At 42.9% G+C, this 20799-nt stretch carries 23 protein-coding genes and 2 tRNA genes; 4 read left to right on the top strand and 21 right to left on the bottom strand.

Annotation, left to right across the window (positions count from 1 at the left end; translation table 11 throughout):
* Positions 1-16 precede the first annotated feature (16 nt).
* From flgA to N746_RS0103460, 4 genes are all read left to right on the top strand, one after another.
* Entirely contained in the window at positions 17-649 is a 633-nt protein-coding gene (flgA, locus tag N746_RS0103475) for a flagellar basal body P-ring formation chaperone FlgA (protein WP_051678490.1), read from the top strand.
* Positions 650-763: 114 nt separating this feature from the next.
* Positions 764-1078: a flagellar biosynthesis anti-sigma factor FlgM gene (gene flgM / locus N746_RS0103470; RefSeq protein WP_029933972.1), complete on the top strand. Its 315-nt coding sequence runs from the start codon at positions 764-766 to the stop codon at positions 1076-1078.
* Between the two features lie 24 nt (positions 1079-1102).
* The gene (gene flgN / locus N746_RS0103465) at positions 1103-1582 is read left to right on the top strand and encodes a flagellar export chaperone FlgN (RefSeq protein WP_029933971.1); all 480 of its coding nucleotides are present in this window, start codon (positions 1103-1105) and stop codon (positions 1580-1582) included.
* Between the two features lie 80 nt (positions 1583-1662).
* On the top strand, positions 1663-2250 hold the full coding sequence (locus N746_RS0103460) for a PilZ domain-containing protein (RefSeq protein ID WP_029933970.1): 588 nt from the start codon (positions 1663-1665) through the stop codon (positions 2248-2250).
* 222 nt (positions 2251-2472) lie between these two features.
* Here N746_RS0103460 and N746_RS0103455 read toward each other — a convergent pair.
* The 21 genes from N746_RS0103455 to folP all read right to left on the bottom strand — a co-directional run bounded on the left by N746_RS0103455 (position 2473) and on the right by folP (position 20770).
* Positions 2473-2549, bottom strand: a tRNA-Met gene (locus N746_RS0103455).
* Between the two features lie 70 nt (positions 2550-2619).
* Positions 2620-2943, bottom strand: coding sequence for a DUF2818 family protein (locus tag N746_RS0103450; protein ID WP_029933969.1), 324 nt, complete (start codon positions 2941-2943; stop codon positions 2620-2622).
* A 72-nt stretch (positions 2944-3015) separates the two neighbouring features.
* Positions 3016-4458, bottom strand: a complete 1443-nt coding sequence (gene nuoN / locus N746_RS0103445) for an NADH-quinone oxidoreductase subunit NuoN (protein ID WP_029933968.1) — start codon at positions 4456-4458, stop codon at positions 3016-3018.
* A 25-nt stretch (positions 4459-4483) separates the two neighbouring features.
* Complete coding sequence (locus N746_RS0103440; protein WP_029933967.1) at positions 4484-5998, bottom strand: NADH-quinone oxidoreductase subunit M; 1515 nt, start codon at positions 5996-5998, stop codon at positions 4484-4486.
* A 32-nt stretch (positions 5999-6030) separates the two neighbouring features.
* Complete coding sequence (nuoL, locus tag N746_RS0103435; protein WP_425426646.1) at positions 6031-8004, bottom strand: NADH-quinone oxidoreductase subunit L; 1974 nt, start codon at positions 8002-8004, stop codon at positions 6031-6033.
* Positions 8005-8016: 12 nt separating this feature from the next.
* Complete coding sequence (gene nuoK, locus N746_RS0103430; RefSeq protein WP_029933965.1) at positions 8017-8322, bottom strand: NADH-quinone oxidoreductase subunit NuoK; 306 nt, start codon at positions 8320-8322, stop codon at positions 8017-8019.
* The gene (locus tag N746_RS0103425) at positions 8322-8960 is read right to left on the bottom strand and encodes an NADH-quinone oxidoreductase subunit J (protein WP_029933964.1); all 639 of its coding nucleotides are present in this window, start codon (positions 8958-8960) and stop codon (positions 8322-8324) included. The genes nuoK and N746_RS0103425 overlap by 1 nt, the downstream gene beginning before the upstream one ends.
* Positions 8961-8980: 20 nt before the next feature.
* Positions 8981-9472: an NADH-quinone oxidoreductase subunit NuoI gene (nuoI, locus tag N746_RS0103420; protein WP_029933963.1), complete on the bottom strand. Its 492-nt coding sequence runs from the start codon at positions 9470-9472 to the stop codon at positions 8981-8983.
* Positions 9473-9485: 13 nt separating this feature from the next.
* Positions 9486-10547, bottom strand: a complete 1062-nt coding sequence (gene nuoH / locus N746_RS0103415; protein ID WP_029933962.1) for an NADH-quinone oxidoreductase subunit NuoH — start codon at positions 10545-10547, stop codon at positions 9486-9488.
* Positions 10548-10561: 14 nt separating this feature from the next.
* Positions 10562-12673, bottom strand: coding sequence for an NADH-quinone oxidoreductase subunit NuoG (gene nuoG, locus N746_RS0103410; RefSeq protein ID WP_029933961.1), 2112 nt, complete (start codon positions 12671-12673; stop codon positions 10562-10564).
* A gap of 30 nt (positions 12674-12703) precedes the next feature.
* Positions 12704-13984 carry an NADH-quinone oxidoreductase subunit NuoF gene (nuoF, locus tag N746_RS0103405; RefSeq protein ID WP_029933960.1) on the bottom strand — a complete coding sequence of 427 codons (1281 nt, stop codon included), beginning with the start codon at positions 13982-13984 and terminating at the stop codon, positions 12704-12706.
* A 2-nt stretch (positions 13985-13986) separates the two neighbouring features.
* Positions 13987-14490 (bottom strand): NADH-quinone oxidoreductase subunit NuoE family protein, encoded by a 504-nt coding sequence (locus N746_RS0103400; protein WP_029933959.1) that lies wholly within the window; start codon positions 14488-14490, stop codon positions 13987-13989.
* Positions 14487-15740: an NADH-quinone oxidoreductase subunit D gene (locus N746_RS0103395; RefSeq protein ID WP_029933958.1), complete on the bottom strand. Its 1254-nt coding sequence runs from the start codon at positions 15738-15740 to the stop codon at positions 14487-14489. Before N746_RS0103395 ends, N746_RS0103400 begins: the two co-directional genes overlap by 4 nt.
* A 24-nt stretch (positions 15741-15764) precedes the next feature.
* On the bottom strand, positions 15765-16418 hold the full coding sequence (locus N746_RS0103390; RefSeq protein ID WP_029933957.1) for an NADH-quinone oxidoreductase subunit C: 654 nt from the start codon (positions 16416-16418) through the stop codon (positions 15765-15767).
* Between the two features lie 30 nt (positions 16419-16448).
* Positions 16449-16925 (bottom strand): NuoB/complex I 20 kDa subunit family protein, encoded by a 477-nt coding sequence (locus tag N746_RS0103385; RefSeq protein WP_029933956.1) that lies wholly within the window; start codon positions 16923-16925, stop codon positions 16449-16451.
* Positions 16916-17272 (bottom strand): NADH-quinone oxidoreductase subunit A, encoded by a 357-nt coding sequence (locus N746_RS0103380; protein ID WP_029933955.1) that lies wholly within the window; start codon positions 17270-17272, stop codon positions 16916-16918. The genes N746_RS0103385 and N746_RS0103380 overlap by 10 nt, the downstream gene beginning before the upstream one ends.
* Positions 17273-17332: 60 nt before the next feature.
* Positions 17333-17417 (bottom strand) — tRNA-Leu (locus N746_RS0103375).
* A gap of 11 nt (positions 17418-17428) precedes the next feature.
* Positions 17429-17752 (bottom strand): preprotein translocase subunit SecG, encoded by a 324-nt coding sequence (secG, locus tag N746_RS0103370; protein WP_029933954.1) that lies wholly within the window; start codon positions 17750-17752, stop codon positions 17429-17431.
* Positions 17740-18510, bottom strand: coding sequence for a triose-phosphate isomerase (tpiA, locus tag N746_RS0103365; RefSeq protein ID WP_029933953.1), 771 nt, complete (start codon positions 18508-18510; stop codon positions 17740-17742). Before tpiA ends, secG begins: the two co-directional genes overlap by 13 nt.
* 69 nt (positions 18511-18579) lie before the next feature.
* On the bottom strand, positions 18580-19920 hold the full coding sequence (gene glmM / locus N746_RS0103360; protein ID WP_029933952.1) for a phosphoglucosamine mutase: 1341 nt from the start codon (positions 19918-19920) through the stop codon (positions 18580-18582).
* A 16-nt stretch (positions 19921-19936) separates the two neighbouring features.
* Entirely contained in the window at positions 19937-20770 is an 834-nt protein-coding gene (folP, locus tag N746_RS0103355; RefSeq protein ID WP_156018268.1) for a dihydropteroate synthase, read from the bottom strand.
* Positions 20771-20799: the final 29 nt, after the last annotated feature.

Here is a 20799-nt window from a genome sequence, read left to right as displayed (position 1 = left end):
ATGGGGCGGGCTGACTATGTCGCAAAATCAGTCCTTAGAAGAAATTCATGAACTGGTTTACGAACAAGTAAAGCAAAACATAGACCAACAAATACATGAAGCCCAGATTGATGTAAGAAGCTTACCCTCAACACTTACCCTTCCGCAATGTTCAATGCCACTCGAATTAAGTCAACGTGATCCAAGTCAAATTCATGGTCGCTTAACCGTCAGTGTCAATTGCACCCAACCTTCTTGGCGTGTATTTGTCTCAGTCAATATAGATGGCAAAATACCCGCCATTGTTTCCACTCAAGGAATCTTACGTCAAGCCGTTATTAACAAAGACGATGTCGAATTGACACTAACACCTTTAAATGAAATACGTCGCGGATCTTTGCAATCGCTTAATAATGTCATCGGTATGCGCGCCAAGCGGGCAATCCCAGCCAACCGCGTATTAACCCTACAAATGCTCGACATTCCTTACTGGGTGGTCGAGAAAGAAGAAGTGACGCTCGTTACCCGTGTTGGCGGGGTTGAAATCAAAACCACCGGCATTGCGCTAGAAGATGGTATGCAACAGGACCAAGTCAAAGTAAAAAATATAAATTCTGATATTACCGTAACCGGCATAGTAATTGCTCCAAAGACCGTAGAAATTCCATAACGTTATAAATTTATTTGAAAAATAAATTAAAGTTTCTTAATTTCTTGCCGTTATCTATTTCAAGAGCGACAGTAATACTGCTACAATAGCGTTTAAAATCATGAGGGTAAAATCATGGATATCAAGAACATACAGAACAACTTAGCTAACTCAAGAGCTAACGAGACCTACAAAACACAAGAAAAAGCGACGCCTGGACAAGGTTCTACGGCAGAAAACACCGAAAAACCACAAACAGATCGTGTAACACTTACATCTATGTCGGCACAATTACGTGAACTTGAAAAACGTGCTGCCGCCGCTAATGTAAGCAACGAATCTCGCATTGCTGAACTTAAGCAAGCCATCTCTGACGGCACTTACAAAGTTGATGCGGCAAAAATAGCCGACAAGCTCATTAAAACGGAAATGCTTTTTGCCAAGGCTTAAACTTTCCTAAGGTAAAGCTTTATCATGCCACAAACAGTTCATCCACATGACCTTACCCTCCATTTAAATGAACTGTTTGAAAACTTAACAGCCTTCCAATCCATTCTAGAAAATGAAGCTCAACTTCTAAAAAAACATGACCTCAACAGCCTCGTTGACTTGTTACCCAGAAAACAAACCCAATCAGAACAGATAAATAATTTGGTTCAACAAATTGAAAGCCAATTTGACCTGCCATCCAATTTAAATGAACTATCGAAACATATTGAGCTACAAAAATTCCCTCAGATAACACAGCAAAACTTAATTAAAATAGTAGAAATAGCCGAAGCTTGTCGTAACTTAAATATACGCAATGGCACTACGATCCAAGCCTTGGACAATATCAACGCACAACTCACCAATTTATTTACTGACAACCCCGCCACCCCTGTCAGCCTTTACAATGCAAGCGGTGTGAAAAAGCACTCAAGCAATAGCAAAGCTTCTCTCGGTAAAGCTTAGGCACACTAATTGCTCAAAGTTTTATAACAGAGTATATTTTGTACTAGAATAACAATATAAAGCCTTACAAGGGATTCAAAATGTCTAAAGAACAACGTTCCTTTTTTCGAATTGATGCCATGTTGCCATGCAGCTATCGCATCATTCCAAGTAAAGAAGCAGAACAAAACCCGCTGCCTGCAAACCCGGACGCTAATTACATAGAAAAGTATTTTATGGAAAATTTGGGTGAGCTAGATGAGCAGATAAATGAACTGATTAGCCAAATTGGCACGAAAAGCACCATTTTATCTGCCGTTTTAACGGCCATTAACAGCAAGGTGAATTTCTTTCTGCAAACAATGGATCAAGACCAATTGACCCACAGCATTCCCCAAAGAATGGTGAATATCAGCGCGGGTGGCTTAGCCTTTGACGTGCCAGAGAAAATTAGTAAAGACGATAAAGTTGATTTACTGCTAAAACCCTTACCAGAAGAGCATCCTATTTTAGTTCGATGCAATATCGTTAAAATTTCACTAAAAGGCAACGTAAACCAGGTTGCTCTCGAGTTTGAAGATATTACCGAAGATGATCGTCGTAAAATTGTCTACTTCATCCAAACCAAAGAGATTGAAATGGCCAATAAAAAGCGCGAAGAATCTGACGCCCCCTTCGCTAGAGGTTAAAACGAAGCATATGCAAGCACCACCTGGCCTGGTGCTTGCTAAAAGACGATCTCTCATACCTCAAAACTAACCTAGCTAGTTTCATCGCCTTATCGATCAATTAAAATACGTATAAATAACCATAGAAAATCCCACAATTTCCCCCACAGTGGTGAAATTTGGACAATAAAAAAGCCCGATTCTCAAGAGCTGTAACTCATTGAAAAATCAGGCTTTTATTATTGGTAGCGGGGGCAGGATTTGAACCTACGACCTTCGGGTTATGAGCCCGACGAGCTACCAAGCTGCTCCACCCCGCGTTAATTGATGTGCGTATTATACTGTCTGAGAACCAGAATACAAGCCTTTATTTGGTTTAATTTCTAATGATTATTTCTTGGCTTTATCTAGGTACATTTTCAAGTTATATCGATAAATAAAACCTGGAAATGAAAAGATTGTAAACATGAACAGATTGATCACATAAAACTCCCATTGCTGGGGTTCTATATTGCCCATAGTCTTGTATTCCAACCAAATGCCAATCAAACCAACAACGACTAAATAAGTTAGCCATTCAATTAAGTTCAGCCAAAGCGCCTTAGGCTTCGACAGAGCTACAAGGACAAATAACCTATTCGATAGTATCCAGGGTACATTAGCCAATACAATGGCTAAAAACAACAATATCCATACTGCTTGATCAACACTCATTTTCTATTTCCTCTTAATACAAATAAGGCGCCATATGGCGCCCTCTTTTAAAACATTTGGAGCCTTAGACTATTAAGCAAGCAAACTGTTATAAGCGACGCTCATTAACCATGCTGGCATTAAACCTAATACTAGCAATGCAAGCGAGAACACACTTACGCCGGCAGCCATTTCTTTTGTGGTGGCCTTTAATTCGCCGTCAACTGGTGAACTATCAAAGTACATAACCTTTACAACTCTTAAGTAGTAGAAGGCACCCGCAACGGCCGTAACCACACCAACAATAGCCAGCCATACGAAACCGGCGGTAATAACTTCTTGTAACACCACTACTTTAGCGTAGAAGCCAATAAATGGTGGAATACCGGCCATCGAGAACATAATAATAAGCATCATAGCGGCTAACCATGGGTTGCGCTGATTTAGACCTTTAAAGTCCTTAATTTCATCAAATTCAAAACCTGTACGAGCCAGAGTGATAATCATACCAAACGCTGCGACACTGGTTAATGCATAAACTAATACATAAAACATTGCCGCTGAATAACCTTCTGGCGTAGCCGCAATAAAGCCCAGTAGCAAAAACCCAATATGAGCAATACCAGAATAAGCCAGTAGTCGTTTAAAGTTGGTTTGGGCAATCGCAATCACCGTACCCACGACCATCGACAACACAGCCATAATAATCAACAATGGCTGCCAATCAAGTACCAGGCCTGGTACACCATCAACTAACAAGCGATAAACGATTGCAAAGGCGGCAATTTTTGGAGCCGCACCAATAAAGAGTGTTACGGCCGTTGGCGAGCCATGATAAACATCTGGCACCCACATATGAAAAGGAACCGCGCCCAATTTAAAGCCCAGGCCGATCACAATAAACACAACCCCAAAGGCTAATACGACAGAGTCGGCTTTACCGGACTCAACGATTGATTTTACTTCTGGAATGGTTAAGCTGCCCGTTGCGCCATAAATCATCGATAGGCCGTATAGTAAAAGACCGGTAGCCAGTGCACCCAACACAAAATACTTGATGGCGGCTTCAGTAGCTTTGCTTGAATCACGCTGCATCGCAATCATCGCGTACATGGCTAGTGACATAATCTCTAAGCCAACAAATAACGTAATAAAGTTATAAGCCGACACCATGACAAACATACCCAAAATGGCAAATAAGCCAAGCGTAAAGAACTCACCTTTGTAAAAATCATTTTGCTTTAAGTACTCTCTTGAGAACAAGAACACGCCTAAAGAAACAATGACAATAAATATCTTCAATACATCCGCAAACGCATCGCGCACAAAGCTTTGATCAAAGGTCACCACCGGAGCGGTGGTAAAACTAATCAAAATTAGGATGCCCACTAAAAACAAAGTGAACTGCGTGGCATAGTAAGTAGCATTAACAAATCGCTTAGACCACATCGTGTCCGCAATGAGAATAAACGACGCCAGCGTTAATAGCACAATCTCTGGAATGGCTGGCATAAAATCTGGAATAACAAAATTCATAGTTTTGACTCACCTAGTCTCATAGTTACAGTTTTGATGTGGTTGCTTGGATTAATAAATTATCAACCGAGCTGTGCATCACTTCTAACAGCGGATTTGGCCATACACCCAGCAAAATAATGACAAACGCCAAGGTAGCCATAATCGCGAATTCTCGACGATTTAGATCCTGCAATTTGGCGACTTCTTCGTTTGCAACGGATCCGAAAATCACGCGCTTAATCATCCATAAAGTGTAAGCCGCGCCAACAATCAAGGTTGTGGCGGCTAATACGCCGAACCATACATTGGCTTTAAACGAGCTTAAAATAACCATAAACTCACCGACGAAGCCTGAAGTACCCGGCAGTCCCGCGTTAGCCATAGCAAATAAAACCGCAAAGAAGCCAAACCATGGCATGCTGTTAACTACCCCGCCATAAGCGCCAATTTCACGCGTATGCATACGGTCATACAACACACCAATTGCCAAGAACATCGCACCCGATATAAAGCCGTGCGAGATCATTTGAACCATCGCACCTTCCATACCCAAGGCTGCACCTTGAACGTCACCGGTTTTGCTAACAATGCTGTACACCAAGAACAAGCCTAATGTAACGAAACCCATGTGCGCGATTGATGAATAAGCCACCAGTTTTTTCATATCGCTCTGAATCAAGGCTACGAACGCAATGTACACAATTGCAATCAGGGATAAGGCAATAATCAGCCAATCCAATGTCATGGATGCATCTGGCGTAATTGGTAAACTAAAACGAACAAAACCATACCCACCCATCTTCAACATGATCGCGGCTAGTACAACCGAACCTGCAGTGGGCGCTTCAACGTGCGCATCCGGCAACCAGGTGTGTACCGGGAACATGGGGATTTTGACCGCAAACGCAATTAAGAAAGCCAAGAAAATCAAAATTTGCGCGGTCATACCAATCGGCATCGCGTGGAAATCGAGGATTGAGAAACTGCCTGATTGGAAATACATGTATAAGAAAGCCACCAACATGAACACCGAGCCCATGAAGGTATAGAGGAAGAATTTTAAGGTCGCATATACACGTTTTGGCCCACCCCACTTACCAATTACGATAAACATCGGAATCAGCAAGGCTTCCCAAAACACATAAAACAAGATCGAATCTAGCGCTACAAATACACCAATCATTAGACCTTGCATGATCATGAATGCGCCCATGTATTGTTCTACACGGTCTTTAATCACTGTCCAGGCTGAGGCGATTACTAATACCTGGGTAAAGGTGGTTAATAACACTAACGGCATAGATAAACCGTCAACACCCAAGAAGTACTCGATATTGTATTGCGGAATCCAACTTGCACGCTCAACAAATTGCATCGCTGAGGTAGTGGTGTCAAACGCCACGTAAAGCGGCAAAGACAGTAGGAAAGTTAATACAGCCGCACCCAAAGAAAACCATTTGGCAAACTCTGGGTTATTGCGACCTGCAAACAATACAATCAAACCCGCAATGATCGGTAACCAAATAAGGGTACTGAGAATCGGATAGCCTAAAGACATGAAATCGTTTTCCTTTTCTTATTATTCTTTAATTACCAAAGTGCCCAGATCAATAAGCCTAAAAGACCAAAGATCATGACAAAAGCATAATGGTACATATAACCAGTTTGTGACTCTCTGAACATGGTCGCCATATCTGATACGCGACGTACCGTACCATTAACCATACCTGTATCAATGACACGCATATCGATAGAGCGCCAGAAGAATTGACCCAAGCGGATCGAACCTTTTACAAACACAATGTCATTTAAGCGATCAAATCCATAGGCATGTTCAAGCACATAATTTGCTCGCGTACATTTACCCTGAATCCAAACTGGAATATCAGGTCGCTTCATGTAGAACAGCCATGCCAAAGCCACACCAGCAAGTGCTAACCAAACTGGCAAAGTCATAAAGCCATGAATAATAAATCCTAAAACGTTATCAAACTGGGTTGCATAGATATTCGCTAGAACATCATGCGACGGTAGCACCGTAATCGCATCTGAAAAATAGTTACCTGACAACACAGGCTGAATCATGAACAAGCCCAATACAACCGATGGAATCGCCAGCAAAATTAATGGAATCGTCACGACTTTGGGTGATTCATGAATTTTATGTGATTTCACATAATCACTTTCTTCGCCATGGAACACTAAGAAGAACATTCTAAAGCTATAGAAAGCCGTCACAAACACGCCCATCAACAATAATGTATAGGCAAAACTCGATCCCCAAGAGTCGGTCTGATTAACTGCCAATAGAATGCTGTCTTTAGAAAAGAAGCCTGAAAAGCCTGGGAAACCTATCAATGCTAGTGAGCCTAACAGCAGTGCCCAATATGTCACTGGCATGTGTTTTTTCAAGCCGCCCATTTGACGAATATCTTGAATATGGTGCATTGCAATAATCACTGAGCCCGCTGCGAGGAACAGTAAAGCTTTAAAGAATGCATGCGTGAGTACATGAAACATACTTGCTGCGTAAGCAGACGCACCTAGTGCGGCTGTCATGTAGCCTAATTGCGAAAGGGTTGAGTAGGCGACTACACGCTTAATATCATTCTGAATAATGCCTAATAAGCCCATCATGAATGCGGTTAAGGCGCCCACGACTAAAATGAAGGCAAGCGCGGCTTCTGACATTTCATAAGCCGGTGATAAACGGGCGACCATGAAGATACCAGCGGTAACCATTGTAGCGGCGTGAATCAATGCTGAAATAGGCGTTGGACCTTCCATAGACTCTGGTAGCCAAACATGCAATGGCATCTGTGCTGATTTACCCATCGCACCAATGAATAATAGAATCACCATGACGGTAATCACAGACCACTCAACCCCTGGAATGAAACTCATCATGGTATGTTCGTGCTCAGCTAAACGATCAAAGAATTCTTGATAGTCGAGTGTATTGAAATACACAAACACCATCGCGATACCCAAGATAAAGCCGAAATCACCCACGCGGTTAACTAAAAAGGCTTTCAAATTCGCAACGATTGCCGACTCACGCTTCATATAGAAACCAATCAACAAGTAAGAAACCAAACCTACTGCTTCCCAACCAAAGAACAATTGAAGAAAGTTATTGGCCATAACCAGCGATAACATTGAAAAAGTAAACAACGACAGATAGCTAAAGAAACGCTGATAATAAGGGTTGCTATGGTCGTAATCTTCATCGTGATCCATATAGCCAATGGTATAAATATGAACCATTAAAGATACAAAGGTGACCACCAACATCATAGTCGCCGTTAAACTATCAATCAAAAATCCTATTTCAAAACGAATGCCATCACTGACCATCCAAGTATAGAGCGCGGCATTGTAGACTTCAGCTCCATTAAAGATGTACTCAAGGAACACATAGGCAGATAGCACCGTCGAAACAGCCACACTTAAGATAGTCACGCTGTGCGCGCCTCGACGGCCTATTCTACGACCAAACAAACCCGCGGCGATCGCACCAAAGAGCGGCGATAGCAGTATAACGGTAAGAATAAAATGCAACATTTCCATCTAGTCTTACCCCTTCAGTGAACCAAGATCATCAACGTTAATACTGTTTCGGTTACGAAACACCAATACGATGATAGCTAACCCGATCGCGGCTTCGGCGGCCGCGACAGTTAGAATAAAGAAAACGAAAATTTGCCCCGCCGTATCATTTAAAAAATAAGAGAAAGCAACCAAATTTGTATTAACCGCGAGCAACATCAACTCAATTGACATCAATAAAATAATCACATTTTTTCGGTTAAGAAATATCCCAGCCATGCTCAGAGTGAAAAGTATGGCACTAAACACCAGATAATCAGACAGTGCAACCATTACTCGTCCTCCTCTTGTTTCTTAATAGGTTCTTCTTTGGTGGCTTTCATCTTGACCATTTTAAAACGATCTTTTGCTTGTACCTTGACTTGCTTATCAATGTCTTGGTACAACACTTCGTGAGGTAACCTGCGACGTATAGTTAAAGCTATCGCGGCCACAATGCCGACTAGTAATAACACGGCGGCTAAAATGAAGGCATACGCATGTACGGTGTATAGCTCTAAACCAATCGTAGCGGTATTACTATAGTCAGCTGAGAATTTAAGAGGCTCGCCCGTCTTTTCTAAACCAAAATGTGCTGGCCCGAGCACCATATACATCAAGGCAAAAATGGCCACCGATGCCAGCACACCAATTGGTAAATAACGTGTAAAACCTTCTTTTAATTTAACCAAGTTAATATCCAGCATCATGACGACAAACAGGAATAACACCATCACTGCGCCTGCATAGACGAGAATCAAAACGATGCCTAAAAATTCAGCCTGCGCCGTAATCCACACCCCTGCCGTCGAAATAAACGCCAACACTAACCATAAAGCTGCTTTAACTGGGTTGTTAACACTGATCATCATTAAAGATGCAATCACCGCAATGCCGGCTAATACATAAAATATAAGTTGCTCAAAAGTCATAAAATCGAATTCCTGTAGATTTAACGGTACTTAGCATCTGCAGCTCGGTCAGCTGCAATTTGGGCTTCATGCTTGTCACCAAATGCTAACAACTTATCTTTCGTCATGATGTGAGGCCCGCGTTCGTCAAAAGCATATTCAAATACGCGTGTTTCTACCACGGCATCAACCGGACAAGCTTCTTCGCAAAAACCACAGTAAATGCACTTAAACATGTCAATATCATAAACCGTGGTACGACGCGAACCATCACTACGCTCTTCGGCCTCAATGGTGATCGCGTTAGCTGGGCAAACCGCTTCACACAATTTACACGCAATACAACGCTCTTCACCGTTGGCATAACGGCGCAAAGCGTGATGACCACGAAAGCGTGGAGACATAGGTGTTTTTTCTTCTGGGTATCGAACCGTTATTTTCTTTTTAAAGAAATACTTACCCGTTACCGCTAAACCTTTAAATAACTCTATGAGACCAAAGGTCTTAACCTGATGTTTTAGAAATGCAACCATGTTCAAACCTCACTCAATTAAACCAGGGACCAATGCTGAAGTAATGCATTAAACCAACTACAAATACCCAAACGATGGTGACAGGAATCAATACCTTCCAGCCCAAACGCATCAACTGGTCATAACGATAACGTGGGAAGGTCGCACGGAACCACAAGAAACAGAAGAGTAAGAAGGCAACTTTTAACAACAACCAAACAAACCCTGGAACCCAAGATGTTAGTGGATCAAGCAAAATAATGCCTTCAAATGGTGAATACCAGCCACCTAGAAACATAATCGCCGTCATGAATGAGATCAGAATCATCATGGCGTATTCAGCTAACATGAAAATACCAAACGTGATCCCCGAGTATTCAACATGAAAACCAGCGACGATTTCTGCTTCACCTTCCACTACGTCAAACGGCGCTCGGTTGGTTTCAGCCAGGCCTGAAATAAAATAAACAGCAAACATCGGTAACAAAGGAATCCAGTACCAGTTCCAGAAACCACCCTGCTGGCCATGCACAATTTCGGTTAAGTTCATGCTACCAGCGACCATGAGAACAGTAACAAGTGCAAAACCCATTGCAATTTCATAGGAGACCTTTTGCGCTGAACCACGCAATGCGCCTAAAAAAGCATATTTCGAATTTGAAGCCCAGCCGGCAATAATAACCCCATAAACCACAATTGAAGACACGGCTAATACATACATCACGCCCACATTTAAATCTGAGGCAACCACCCCTTCATCAAATGGGATAACGGCCCAAGCCGCAATCACGGGGGCAAAAGCCAAAATCGGAGCAATAAGAAATAGATAAGCATTTGACTCAGCAGGCCGAATAACTTCTTTCATGATGAGCTTAATAACGTCTGCAAACGGTTGCAGTATTCCATATGGCCCAACTCTATTTGGCCCCATTCTGACCTGCATAAAGCCAATAACTTTACGCTCGGCTAGAGTTAAAAAAGCCACCGCCAAAATAACGGGGACCACAACAATTAAAACTTGGATCACCAAGGTGATCATAATAGCCAACCAATCCCATAAGAAAACGCTTAGCCAGCTTTCTAAAGCATTAAACATACACTTTTCCTTTATTATTCAGGTTGACCAATTGGGCGCGCATCCGGTGTTGCTTGCAATGCAGGCGAACGACGCACCAAAGCATCTACCGAGTAAGGCGACACGAAATCGGCAACATTAGTTGACGTCAATTTATCAACTAAGCTGATCTGCATGTCTTCATAATTAGTCGACATCATTTCTAAATTAAGCGCCTGAATCTCCGTTAAAATCTCATTGGTATTGACGTAGTCAAAACCTGCCTGGTCAAACATATTGCCCAGCACTCGAAGAATCTTCCATAACGGCTTCGCTTCCGCTTTGGCATTTGCTACCATTTTGAAGCTCTGCCAATCACCTTGAGCATTAATGTAAGTACCTGCGTTCTCAGCAAACAAAGCCATCGGTAGCATGAAATCAGCATAACCACGCTGTGCAACACTATCAAAACCTGTGATATTAATAACTAACTCTGCATTCTGCATCGCTTTCAAAGCTTCAGAAGCACGCACTGTATCTTGCTCAGGCTCAACACCCAAGTTAATGAATACTTTTTTACCTTTCTCTAACCAATCGTTAAGGTTATCCTTTGCATTATCTGATAGTAATAAGTTTGCACCCTGTGTATTCGCAGACATTGGCAAATTACTAAAAACACTGCCGGTGGCTTTTGCTAATAAAGCTGCTAGGCGAGCTAAGATTGAATAGTTTTCATCCATCTGTGCGCGCAGCCCTAAGATAACGCAAGCTTTATCGGCTTTTAATAGAGATTCAGCGACAGCTTTGTGTTGATCAGATGGTTTAACATCTGACAACCAAGCCTGGTTGTCCAACTTAGCTAATTCAATCGCGGCTTTAGTAATAGCGGCTAGTTCTTCAACCATATCGGATGTGACTAGTTCGTTCGTGACCTTGTAGTTGTAATCCAAGGCAACTGGGTTAAGTGTATTAACTTGGGCGCCCGCTAAGTGCGCTTTACGCACTCGATTGTTTAGGAGCGGTAATTCTTTACGAAGGTAAGAGCCAACCATGAAGACCGAGTCTAAATTCTCAACATCACTAAAAGACTGTCCCAAAGAAGTGCTAATCCCAGCAGCATCTCCACGGAAGTCTTGTTGACGTAAACGAGACTCAATTGAACGTACACCTAGAGCGTTAAATAACTTTTTGGTTAAATAAAGTTCTTCTAATGTCGTATTAGGTGAAATCAATACCGCAATATCTTCTGGTTTACTTAAATAAGGTTTTAATTTTTTAACCAGTTTTTCTAATGCCGATTCCCACTCAACTTGCTGCCAGCCTGTGTCGCTTTTGACCATAGGTGAGGATAAACGATCCACTGAGTTTAAAGCTTCGTAGGAATAGCGATCTCGGTCCGAAATCCAGGTTTCGTTAATGGCTTCGTTTTCGGCCGGAACCACCCGCATTACTTCACCATTACGTGTATGAACCAAAATATTCGAACCAATACTGTCGTGCGGTGAAATCGTCGGATGCGAGATTAACTCCCAAGCACGTGCTTTATAACGGAAGGGTTTGGAGGTTAAAGCCCCCACTGGGCACAAGTCAATCATATTGCCAGACAACTCTGAGTCGATCGATTTTTCTATATAAGTACCGATCTCCATCCATTCACTACGGCCCGTAGCACCCAATTCTTTTAGACCCGCGACTTCTTGACCGAAACGTACACAGCGTGTGCAGTGAATACAACGTGTCATGTCGGTTTGAATTAAAGAGCCAACATTACGATCACCTACAATTCGTTTCGCTTCAGAATAGCGAGAGACGTCATCACCATAATCCATAGCAACATCTTGAAGCTCACACTCACCACCCTGATCACAAATTGGACAATCCAAAGGATGATTAATTAACAAAAATTCCATAACGGATTTTTGAGCGGCAATGGCTTTGGGGGATTTTGTGTTGACACGCATACCATCCGTCACAGGTGTAGCACATGCCGGAATCGCTTTCGGGGCTCCCTCAACCTCAACCAAACACATGCGACAGTTTGCTGCGATAGAAAGTTTTTTGTGGTAGCAAAAGCGTGGGATAGATACCGATGCGCCATCCGCCACATCAATTAACATGTCTCCTTCACGCGCCTCTACAACCTGACCATTTATCTCGACTTTTACCATAATTCTTAACCTAATATTCGACGCTTAAATTTAAGCGCGGTCGAAAATACTGCATCCGTGATCAATATAATGACGGAACTCATGTTCAAAATGCTGCAAGAAGCTTGTCACCGGGATCGCCGCTGCATCTCCTAAACCACAAATTACGCGTCCCATAATTTTGCCTGAGACGTCTTTTAATGTTTCTAGGTCTTCTGGGCGACCTTTGCCCTGACGAATACGATGTACCACACGATACATCCAACCAGTGCCTTCGCGACATGGCGTACATTGTCCGCATGATTCATCATAGTAAAACCAAGTTAAACGCTCTAGGGCTTTAACCATATCGGTTTGATCGTCCATAATAATGACCGAGCCAGCACCAAGAAATGAACCTGCTTTAGCAATCGAATCATAATCCATCGTCATAGCGAGCGCCTTATCAGCGGGCAATAAGGCGGTTGAAGAACCACCAGGAATCACCGCTTTTAACTCTCGGCCTTTCCATACGCCGCCCGCTAACTCAAGTAAATCTTTAAACGGTGTACCAAGCGGGATTTCAAAGTTGCCCGGCTTTTCAATATGACCTGACATGGAGAAAAGCTTGGTCCCACCTGCATTCGGCACACCCAGCTTGGCAAACCAATCACCACCCTTAGCCAAAATCATCGGAATAGAAGCCAAAGTTTCCGTGTTGTTGATCGTAGTAGGACGACCGTACACGCCATAACTAGCTGGGAAAGGTGGCTTAAATCTTGGCTGCCCCTTTTTCCCTTCCAAAGACTCTATTAAGGCCGTTTCTTCGCCACAAATATAAGCTCCAGCGCCCTGATGTGTATGAAGGTCGAAGTCGAAGCCCGAATCTAAGATATCTTTACCGAGTAAACCTGCCTTGCGAGCTTGCATAACTGCCCCAGTAAAGCGCTCGTAAGGCTCCCAAAACTCACCGCGAATATAGTTATAACCAGTATTAGCGCCAATTACATAACCGGCAATCATCATGCCTTCGATGAGCTGATGCGGGTTGTAGCGCATAATATCACGGTCTTTAAATGTGCCCGGCTCACTCTCATCTGAGTTACATACAATGTATTTCGGTCCCGGTGCTTGACGGTTCATAAAGCTCCATTTCAAGCCTGTAGGAAAGCCTGCACCACCGCGCCCACGTAAATTAGAGGTCTTCACTTCATCAATAATTTCTTGCGGGCTTAAATCACCCGCAAGAACTTTTTTCCAGACCTGATAACCACCCTGTGCAATGTAGGTGTCGATATCCCAAGAGTTTTCTAGATGGTTATTGCGATAACAACAAAGATTTAGTTCAACCATAATTACTCCAAGTTATCCAATATGACATCTAGTCGAGTTTCGGTTAAGTCTTCATAATAAACCTTACCTACTTGCATCATAGGAGCGCCGCCACAGGCTCCTAAACACTCAACTTTTTTGATAGAAAACTTACCGTCGGCCGTAACTTCACCCACACCGACACCGAGTTTTTTCTGAAGGTAATCAAGTAATTCATCACTGCCGCGTAACATACAAGAAATATTTGTACACAAACAAATCTTATGACGCCCGACAGGTTTATGTTCAAAGTTAGAATAAAAGGTCGCAACTTCATAAACAGAGATTGGTGTCATCTCTAAATAACTAGCAACCTGATCCATTAAATCACGAGTTAAATGACCACCATTTACTTCTTGAACAATGCGTAAAGCCGCGATCACGGCTGATTGTTTTTGATCGTCTGGATAACGAGCTAACCAGCGATCAATACGGGTTTTAACGTCCCCTTGAATGATGTTGCTATTCTCTGAACTAGCCGTGCTCATCGATCAATCTCCCCAAATACAATATCCTGCGTACCGATAATCGCGACCACATCCGCAATCATGTGTCCTTTAGCCATTTCATCCAAAGCCGCAAGATGCGGAAAGCCTGGTGCTCTTACTTTCAATCGATATGGTTTATTTGCCCCATCCGACACCATGTAAATACCAAACTCACCCTTAGGGTGTTCAACCGCACTATATACTTCACCTTTCGGCACAATAAAACCATCTGTAAAGAGTTTAAAATGATGGATCAGCGCTTCCATATTCGATTTTGCATCTTCTCTAGAAGGCGGCGTGACTTTATGGTTGTCAGCAATGACTGGCCCCGGATTTTTCTTTAACCAATCCACACATTGCTTAATAATTTTGTTTGATTCACGCATTTCGGCAACTCGTACCAAATAGCGGTCATAGCTATCGCCGGTTTTGCCAACCGGAATATCGAAATCTAAGCGATCATATACTTCATATGGTTGGGTTTTACGTAAATCCCATGCGATCCCTGAGCCACGTAACATTGGACCGGTAAAGCCTAACTGTAAGGCTCTCTCAGGCGATACGATACCGATATCTACTGTACGCTGTTTCCAAATACGGTTATCCGTTAATAAGGTTTCATATTCATCAATATAACCTGGAAAACGCTCAGTAAAGGCTTCAATAAAATCAAGTAACGAGCCTTCACGAGTTTCGTTCAACTTATCAAGTTTTTTACCCTTATGCCATTCAGATTCACTGTATTTCGCCATGGTATCAGGTAGGTCACGATATACTCCACCGGGACGATAATAAGTAGCGTGCATTCTGGCACCCGACACCGCTTCATAGCAATCCATCAGGTCTTCGCGTTCGCGAAAAGCATACAAGAACACCGTCATCGCACCGATATCTAAAGCATGCGCGCCCAACCACATCAAGTGGTTTAAAACACGTGTAATTTCGTCAAACATGACTCGAATATATTGTGCACGCTCAGGCACTTCGACACCCAGCATTTTTTCAATGGCCATAACATAGGCATGCTCGTTTGACATCATCGAGACATAATCCAAACGATCCATATAACCTATTGATTGGTTGTAAGGCTTATATTCAGCTAACTTTTCAGTACCACGATGCAACAGTCCGATATGGGGATCAGAGCGCACAATGGTTTCACCATCCAACTCTAGTACAAGGCGCAATACGCCATGTGCAGAAGGATGCTGTGGACCAAAGTTAAGGGTATAGTTGCGAATTTCAGGCATAGCTATCTCAATCCTTATCAGAACTTAGTTGCGAATGACTCGTGGTACATTCACTCTATTCTCAATACTTACTGGCTCGTATACGACACGACCTTTTTCTGGGTCATAACGCATTTCTACATGGCCAACAAGTGGAAAATCTTTACGCAATGGATGCCCAACAAAACCGTAATCCGTCAAGATACGACGCAAGTCTGGGTGACCATTAAATAAAATACCAAACAAGTCAAATGCTTCACGTTCAAACCAGTTTGCAGATGACCAAACCTCTACAACCGATTCAACCATAGGTTGTTGGCTATTTGCAGGGTAGGTCTTAACACGGATACGTAAATTGTTTTGAATCGAGAGCAAATGATAAACCACAGCAAAACGGCGCTCTGGGTACAAGTCCTCGGTATCACTTGCAATATCAAAATCAAAAACACCACGACTGAAGCCCGAGTTACTTGCTTGTGCACTTTCCCAGTTCGCCAAACCATAACTTAAATAATCAACACCACAAAGATCAACTAGTTGTTCAAACCCCAGTTCATCACGTAACCGAACCAATAATGACTTAGTATCTTCAGGTGCAAGTTCAATGGTTAACTCGTCAAACTCAACTTTCATGTTGACTAATTTATTGCCAACTAAATCTTTCACGCGAGCTTGTAAATCTAATACAGACTGTTTCATAGAATTCTTCCGTTACCTAGTATGAACACGCTATCTAGCGATCGTGTTAGTGCTTCGGATTTTATTTTGGAGCTGGATAATTCCGTACAATAAAGCTTCAGCCGTCGGCGGACAACCCGGAACATAAACGTCTACTGGAACGATACGGTCACAGCCTCTTACAACTGAGTAAGAATAGTGATAATAACCACCACCATTAGCACAAGAACCCATTGAGATCACCCAGCGCGGTTCAGCCATCTGGTCATACACCTTTCTAAGAGCCGGAGCCATTTTATTAACCAAAGTTCCAGCTACAATCATGACATCGGACTGGCGAGGGCTAGGGCGAAAGATAATACCAAAACGATCTAAGTCATAACGCGCCGCACCGGCATGCATCATTTCAACCGCACAACAAGCCAAACCAAATGTCATTGGCCACATCGAACCAGTACGCGCCCAGTTAATTAACTTGTCTGCAGAAGTTGTGATTACTCCCTCTTTCAATACGCCTTCTATTCCCATTCTAGCGCCCCCTTCTTCCATTCATAAATAAAGCCCACAACCAACAAAGACAAGAAAACCGCCATTGACAGTAAGCCAAATAAGCCAATTTCATCTAACACGATGGCCCATGGGAATAAAAATGCAATTTCGAGGTCAAAAATAATGAATAGAATGGCGACCAAGTAAAAACGCACATCAAATTTCATGCGAGAGTCCTCGAAGGCCTCAAAACCACACTCATAAGGAGAATTTTTTTCAGAATCAGGCTTGTTTGGCGCCAACACAAAACTCATTACAAGTGGACCGATACCAAACAGTACACCCAAAACAATAAACGCCAGTACAGGTAAATAGTTTTCTAGCATCGGTTATGCCCACCTCTTCTAGGATTAATAATAAGCCGGAACAGTCCGGCTTATAAAAAATGGTGCCGATGGCCGGACTCGAACCGGCACAGCTTTCGCCACTACCCCCTCAAGATAGCGTGTCTACCAATTTCACCACATCGGCTAGTATTAAAATCAGTTTGGAACGACAGGCGTATCCGTATCTACTTCTTCTTTAGGTGCGGGTGCTGCTTGTTCCGACACCACACTCTTATAACCTTTCACTTCTTTACTGGCAATATAAGCCAGGGATAAGCTGGTAATAAAAAATAAGGCTGCTAAAACCGCCGTGGTTCTAGATAAGAAGTTTGCAGAACCTCGACTACCAAATACAGACTGTGATGATGAACCACCACCAAAGTTTGCACCGGCATCAGCCCCCTTACCCTGCTGTAGTAAAACCAGCACAATTAACACAAATGCAATCACAATATGGATTGCTAGAATTATTTCGAACATGCATCACCTGCTGCTTCACATATGGCTAAAAAATCAACTGCATTTAAGGACGCACCACCAATTAGGCCACCATCAATATCAGTCTGAGAGAACAACTCTTTTGCATTATTGGGCTTAACACTACCACCGTACTGAATAATTAAGCTCTCAGCTATGGTTGCATCTTGCTTAGCGACCAAACCACGAATAAAAGCATGCACATCTTGAGCCTGCTGTGGTGAAGCCGTCATACCGGTACCAATTGCCCAAACTGGCTCATAAGCCACGACTACTTTAGCAAAAGCTTTAACGCCAACCTTATCTAAAACGGCTTGCATCTGCGAGCCTACAACTTTTTCAGTCACATTGGACTCGCGCTCTTTTAGGGTTTCGCCTACACATAAAATAGGAGTTAAACCTTCAGCCAGTGCAATAGAAACCTTGTTGGCGACCTGTTCGTCGGTTTCAGCGTATAAAGTACGACGTTCTGAATGACCAACGATCACGTAATCGCAGCCAACATCCTTCAACATTACGCCCGTTACTTCACCTGTAAAGGCACCTTGTTCAGCAACATCAGCCATATTTTGGCCACCAACTGAAATCTTAGTTTCAACTAAGCCTTGCTTTACATAATCGATATAAACAGAGGGAGGGCACACAGCCATATCCACTGATTCTAAAGGCTTCGCACCCTCAACCAACTCGGCTAACAATGTTTGAATCATGGCTTTTGAGCCATGCATTTTCCAGTTTCCTGCAACAAACGGTCTTCTCACTCGACTATCTCCAACCAAAAAGTCCGACAATATTAGCGGCTTTGAACCAAAAAAACAATATTGACAATTTTATGAAAACGCTTTCCCTACCAGCCCGGCCAGCTTTTCTACGTAGTTTGTAACCACTTCTTGATCTGCAGCTTCAACCATAACACGAACCACCGGTTCAGTACCGGATGCACGAATCAATACACGCGCCTGTCCTGCATAGTCAGCATTAAACGCATCAATAGCCTTAACTAACTCAATATCAGAATTTAAATCAAAAGGCTTAACTACTTTTACATTTACTAAGCCCATTGGGTACTTCTCCACTCCCTCTAGTAGCTTAGATAAACTTTTGCCCGTTAGCTGCATCACACTCAAGACTTGTAACGCAGCCACAATACCATCACCTGTTGAAGACTTATCTAGACATAAAATATGACCCGATCCTTCCGCGCCCAGCAACCATCCTCTTTGTTTGAGTTCTTGCATAACATAGCGATCCCCTACATTTGCACGAATAAACTCCAAACCTTGTTTCTTAAGGGCGTTTTCAATTCCCAAGTTAGTCATTAAAGTACCAACTACACCTGTTTGCTCATCATAAGTATGTGAAGCCAGAATATAAAGCAGATCATCCCCATCAAGAACCCGTCCGGAGCTATCAATCATCATTAAGCGATCGCCATCGCCATCTAATGCAATCCCTAAGTCCGCTTTTTCTTGTTTAACTTTTTCAATTAGAGCCGCTAAATCTGTGGCACCACAACCTTGATTAATATTTAAACCATTCGGTTTATCACCCATTGTGGTTACTTTTGCACCTAACTCTTCAAACACGTGCGGGGCCACATGATAAGTCGCGCCATGTGCACAATCAATAACCAAGTGAAGCCCATCTAACTTTTCACTCAAAGGGTAAGTGCTTTTACAATATTCGATGTATCGTCCGGGCGCATCTGAAACACGTTGAGCACGACCTAAAGCCGCCAATTCGTCTAACTGACTATCAATTAACATAGGCTCATCAAATGCTGCTTCGATAGCCAACTCCATTTCATCCGAAATTTTTAAACCGCTCTCATTAAAAAACTTGATACCGTTGTCATAGTGTGGGTTATGTGAAGCGCTAATCACAATACCAATATCGGCGTGAAAGGTACGGGTTAAATAAGCTACCGCAGGCGTCGGCATCGGACCCAGCAATAACACGTCAACACCAGCATAAATTAAACCCGCCTCCAAGGCTGACTCGAACATATAACCTGAAATTCGTGTGTCCTTTCCGATCAGAACTTTTGAAGCACCCCGAGCTTTTAATACACGCCCTGTTGCCCAACCTAGTTTTAGAACTTGATCGGGCGTCATCAAACCTTGCCCTACCCGACAGCGTATTCCATCTGTTCCAAAGTACTTTTTATTCATCTCTTAATCCCAATCGTTACAAGGAGTTGCTCGTTAAAGATCTAGCCAGACTGAGTGCCTGTGCTGTTTCCGCTACATCATGCACGCGCACAATTTTGGCTCCGCGTTGCACCGCCAATAACGCCGCGACAACACTGCCAAGCATCCGTTTATCAATCGGTGCGTCACCCAACAATTCACCAATCATAGTTTTACGCGAAACACCTACTAAAACTGGAAAACCTTGTAGAGTTAAGTCTGTCAAATTTTTAAATAAGGTTTGGTTGTGCCCAAGGCTTTTACCAAAACCAAAACCTGGATCAAGCACCAATCTCTTTTTGTCGATTCCTGCTTGCTGACAAGCCTCAATTCTTGCTTTTAAAAACTCATGAACTTGTGTAAGTACATCATCATAGACAGGCTTAGCTTGCATGTTTTCTGGTTGCCCCTGCTTATGCATTAAACATATTGCGGCATCAACTGAGGCTAACAAAGCCAACGCACCATCCGACTGGAGTGCATTGACATCGTTAATCATATCTACACCTAAAGCAAGTGATTCACGCATCACTTCGGTTTTATAAGTATCAATCGATACCCAACAATCCGAATACTCTTTGACCAACTCTACCGCCGGCAAAACACGGTCTTTTTCTTCTTCCAAGCTCACACTTAAAGCACCAGGCCTGGTGGATTCACCACCGATATCAATGATGTGTGCGCCTTGCTCTGCCATACTTTGAATGCGATATTTCAGCTGATCTTGTTGTGTATAAAGCCCTCCATCGGAAAACGAATCCGGGGTTACATTCAAAATACCCATAATAAGCGGCTCAGCACTATCCGCTTGCATACTATCAACTAAGTTCATAAAACCACCCACAAAAAAGCCCTAGTTGA

Source organism: Thiomicrospira pelophila DSM 1534, assembly GCF_000711195.1.
Classification (GTDB): Bacteria; Pseudomonadota; Gammaproteobacteria; order Thiomicrospirales; family Thiomicrospiraceae; genus Thiomicrospira; species Thiomicrospira pelophila.
The sequence above is the reverse complement of the archived record's forward strand: the minus strand, read 5'-3'. Positions and strand labels throughout refer to the sequence as shown.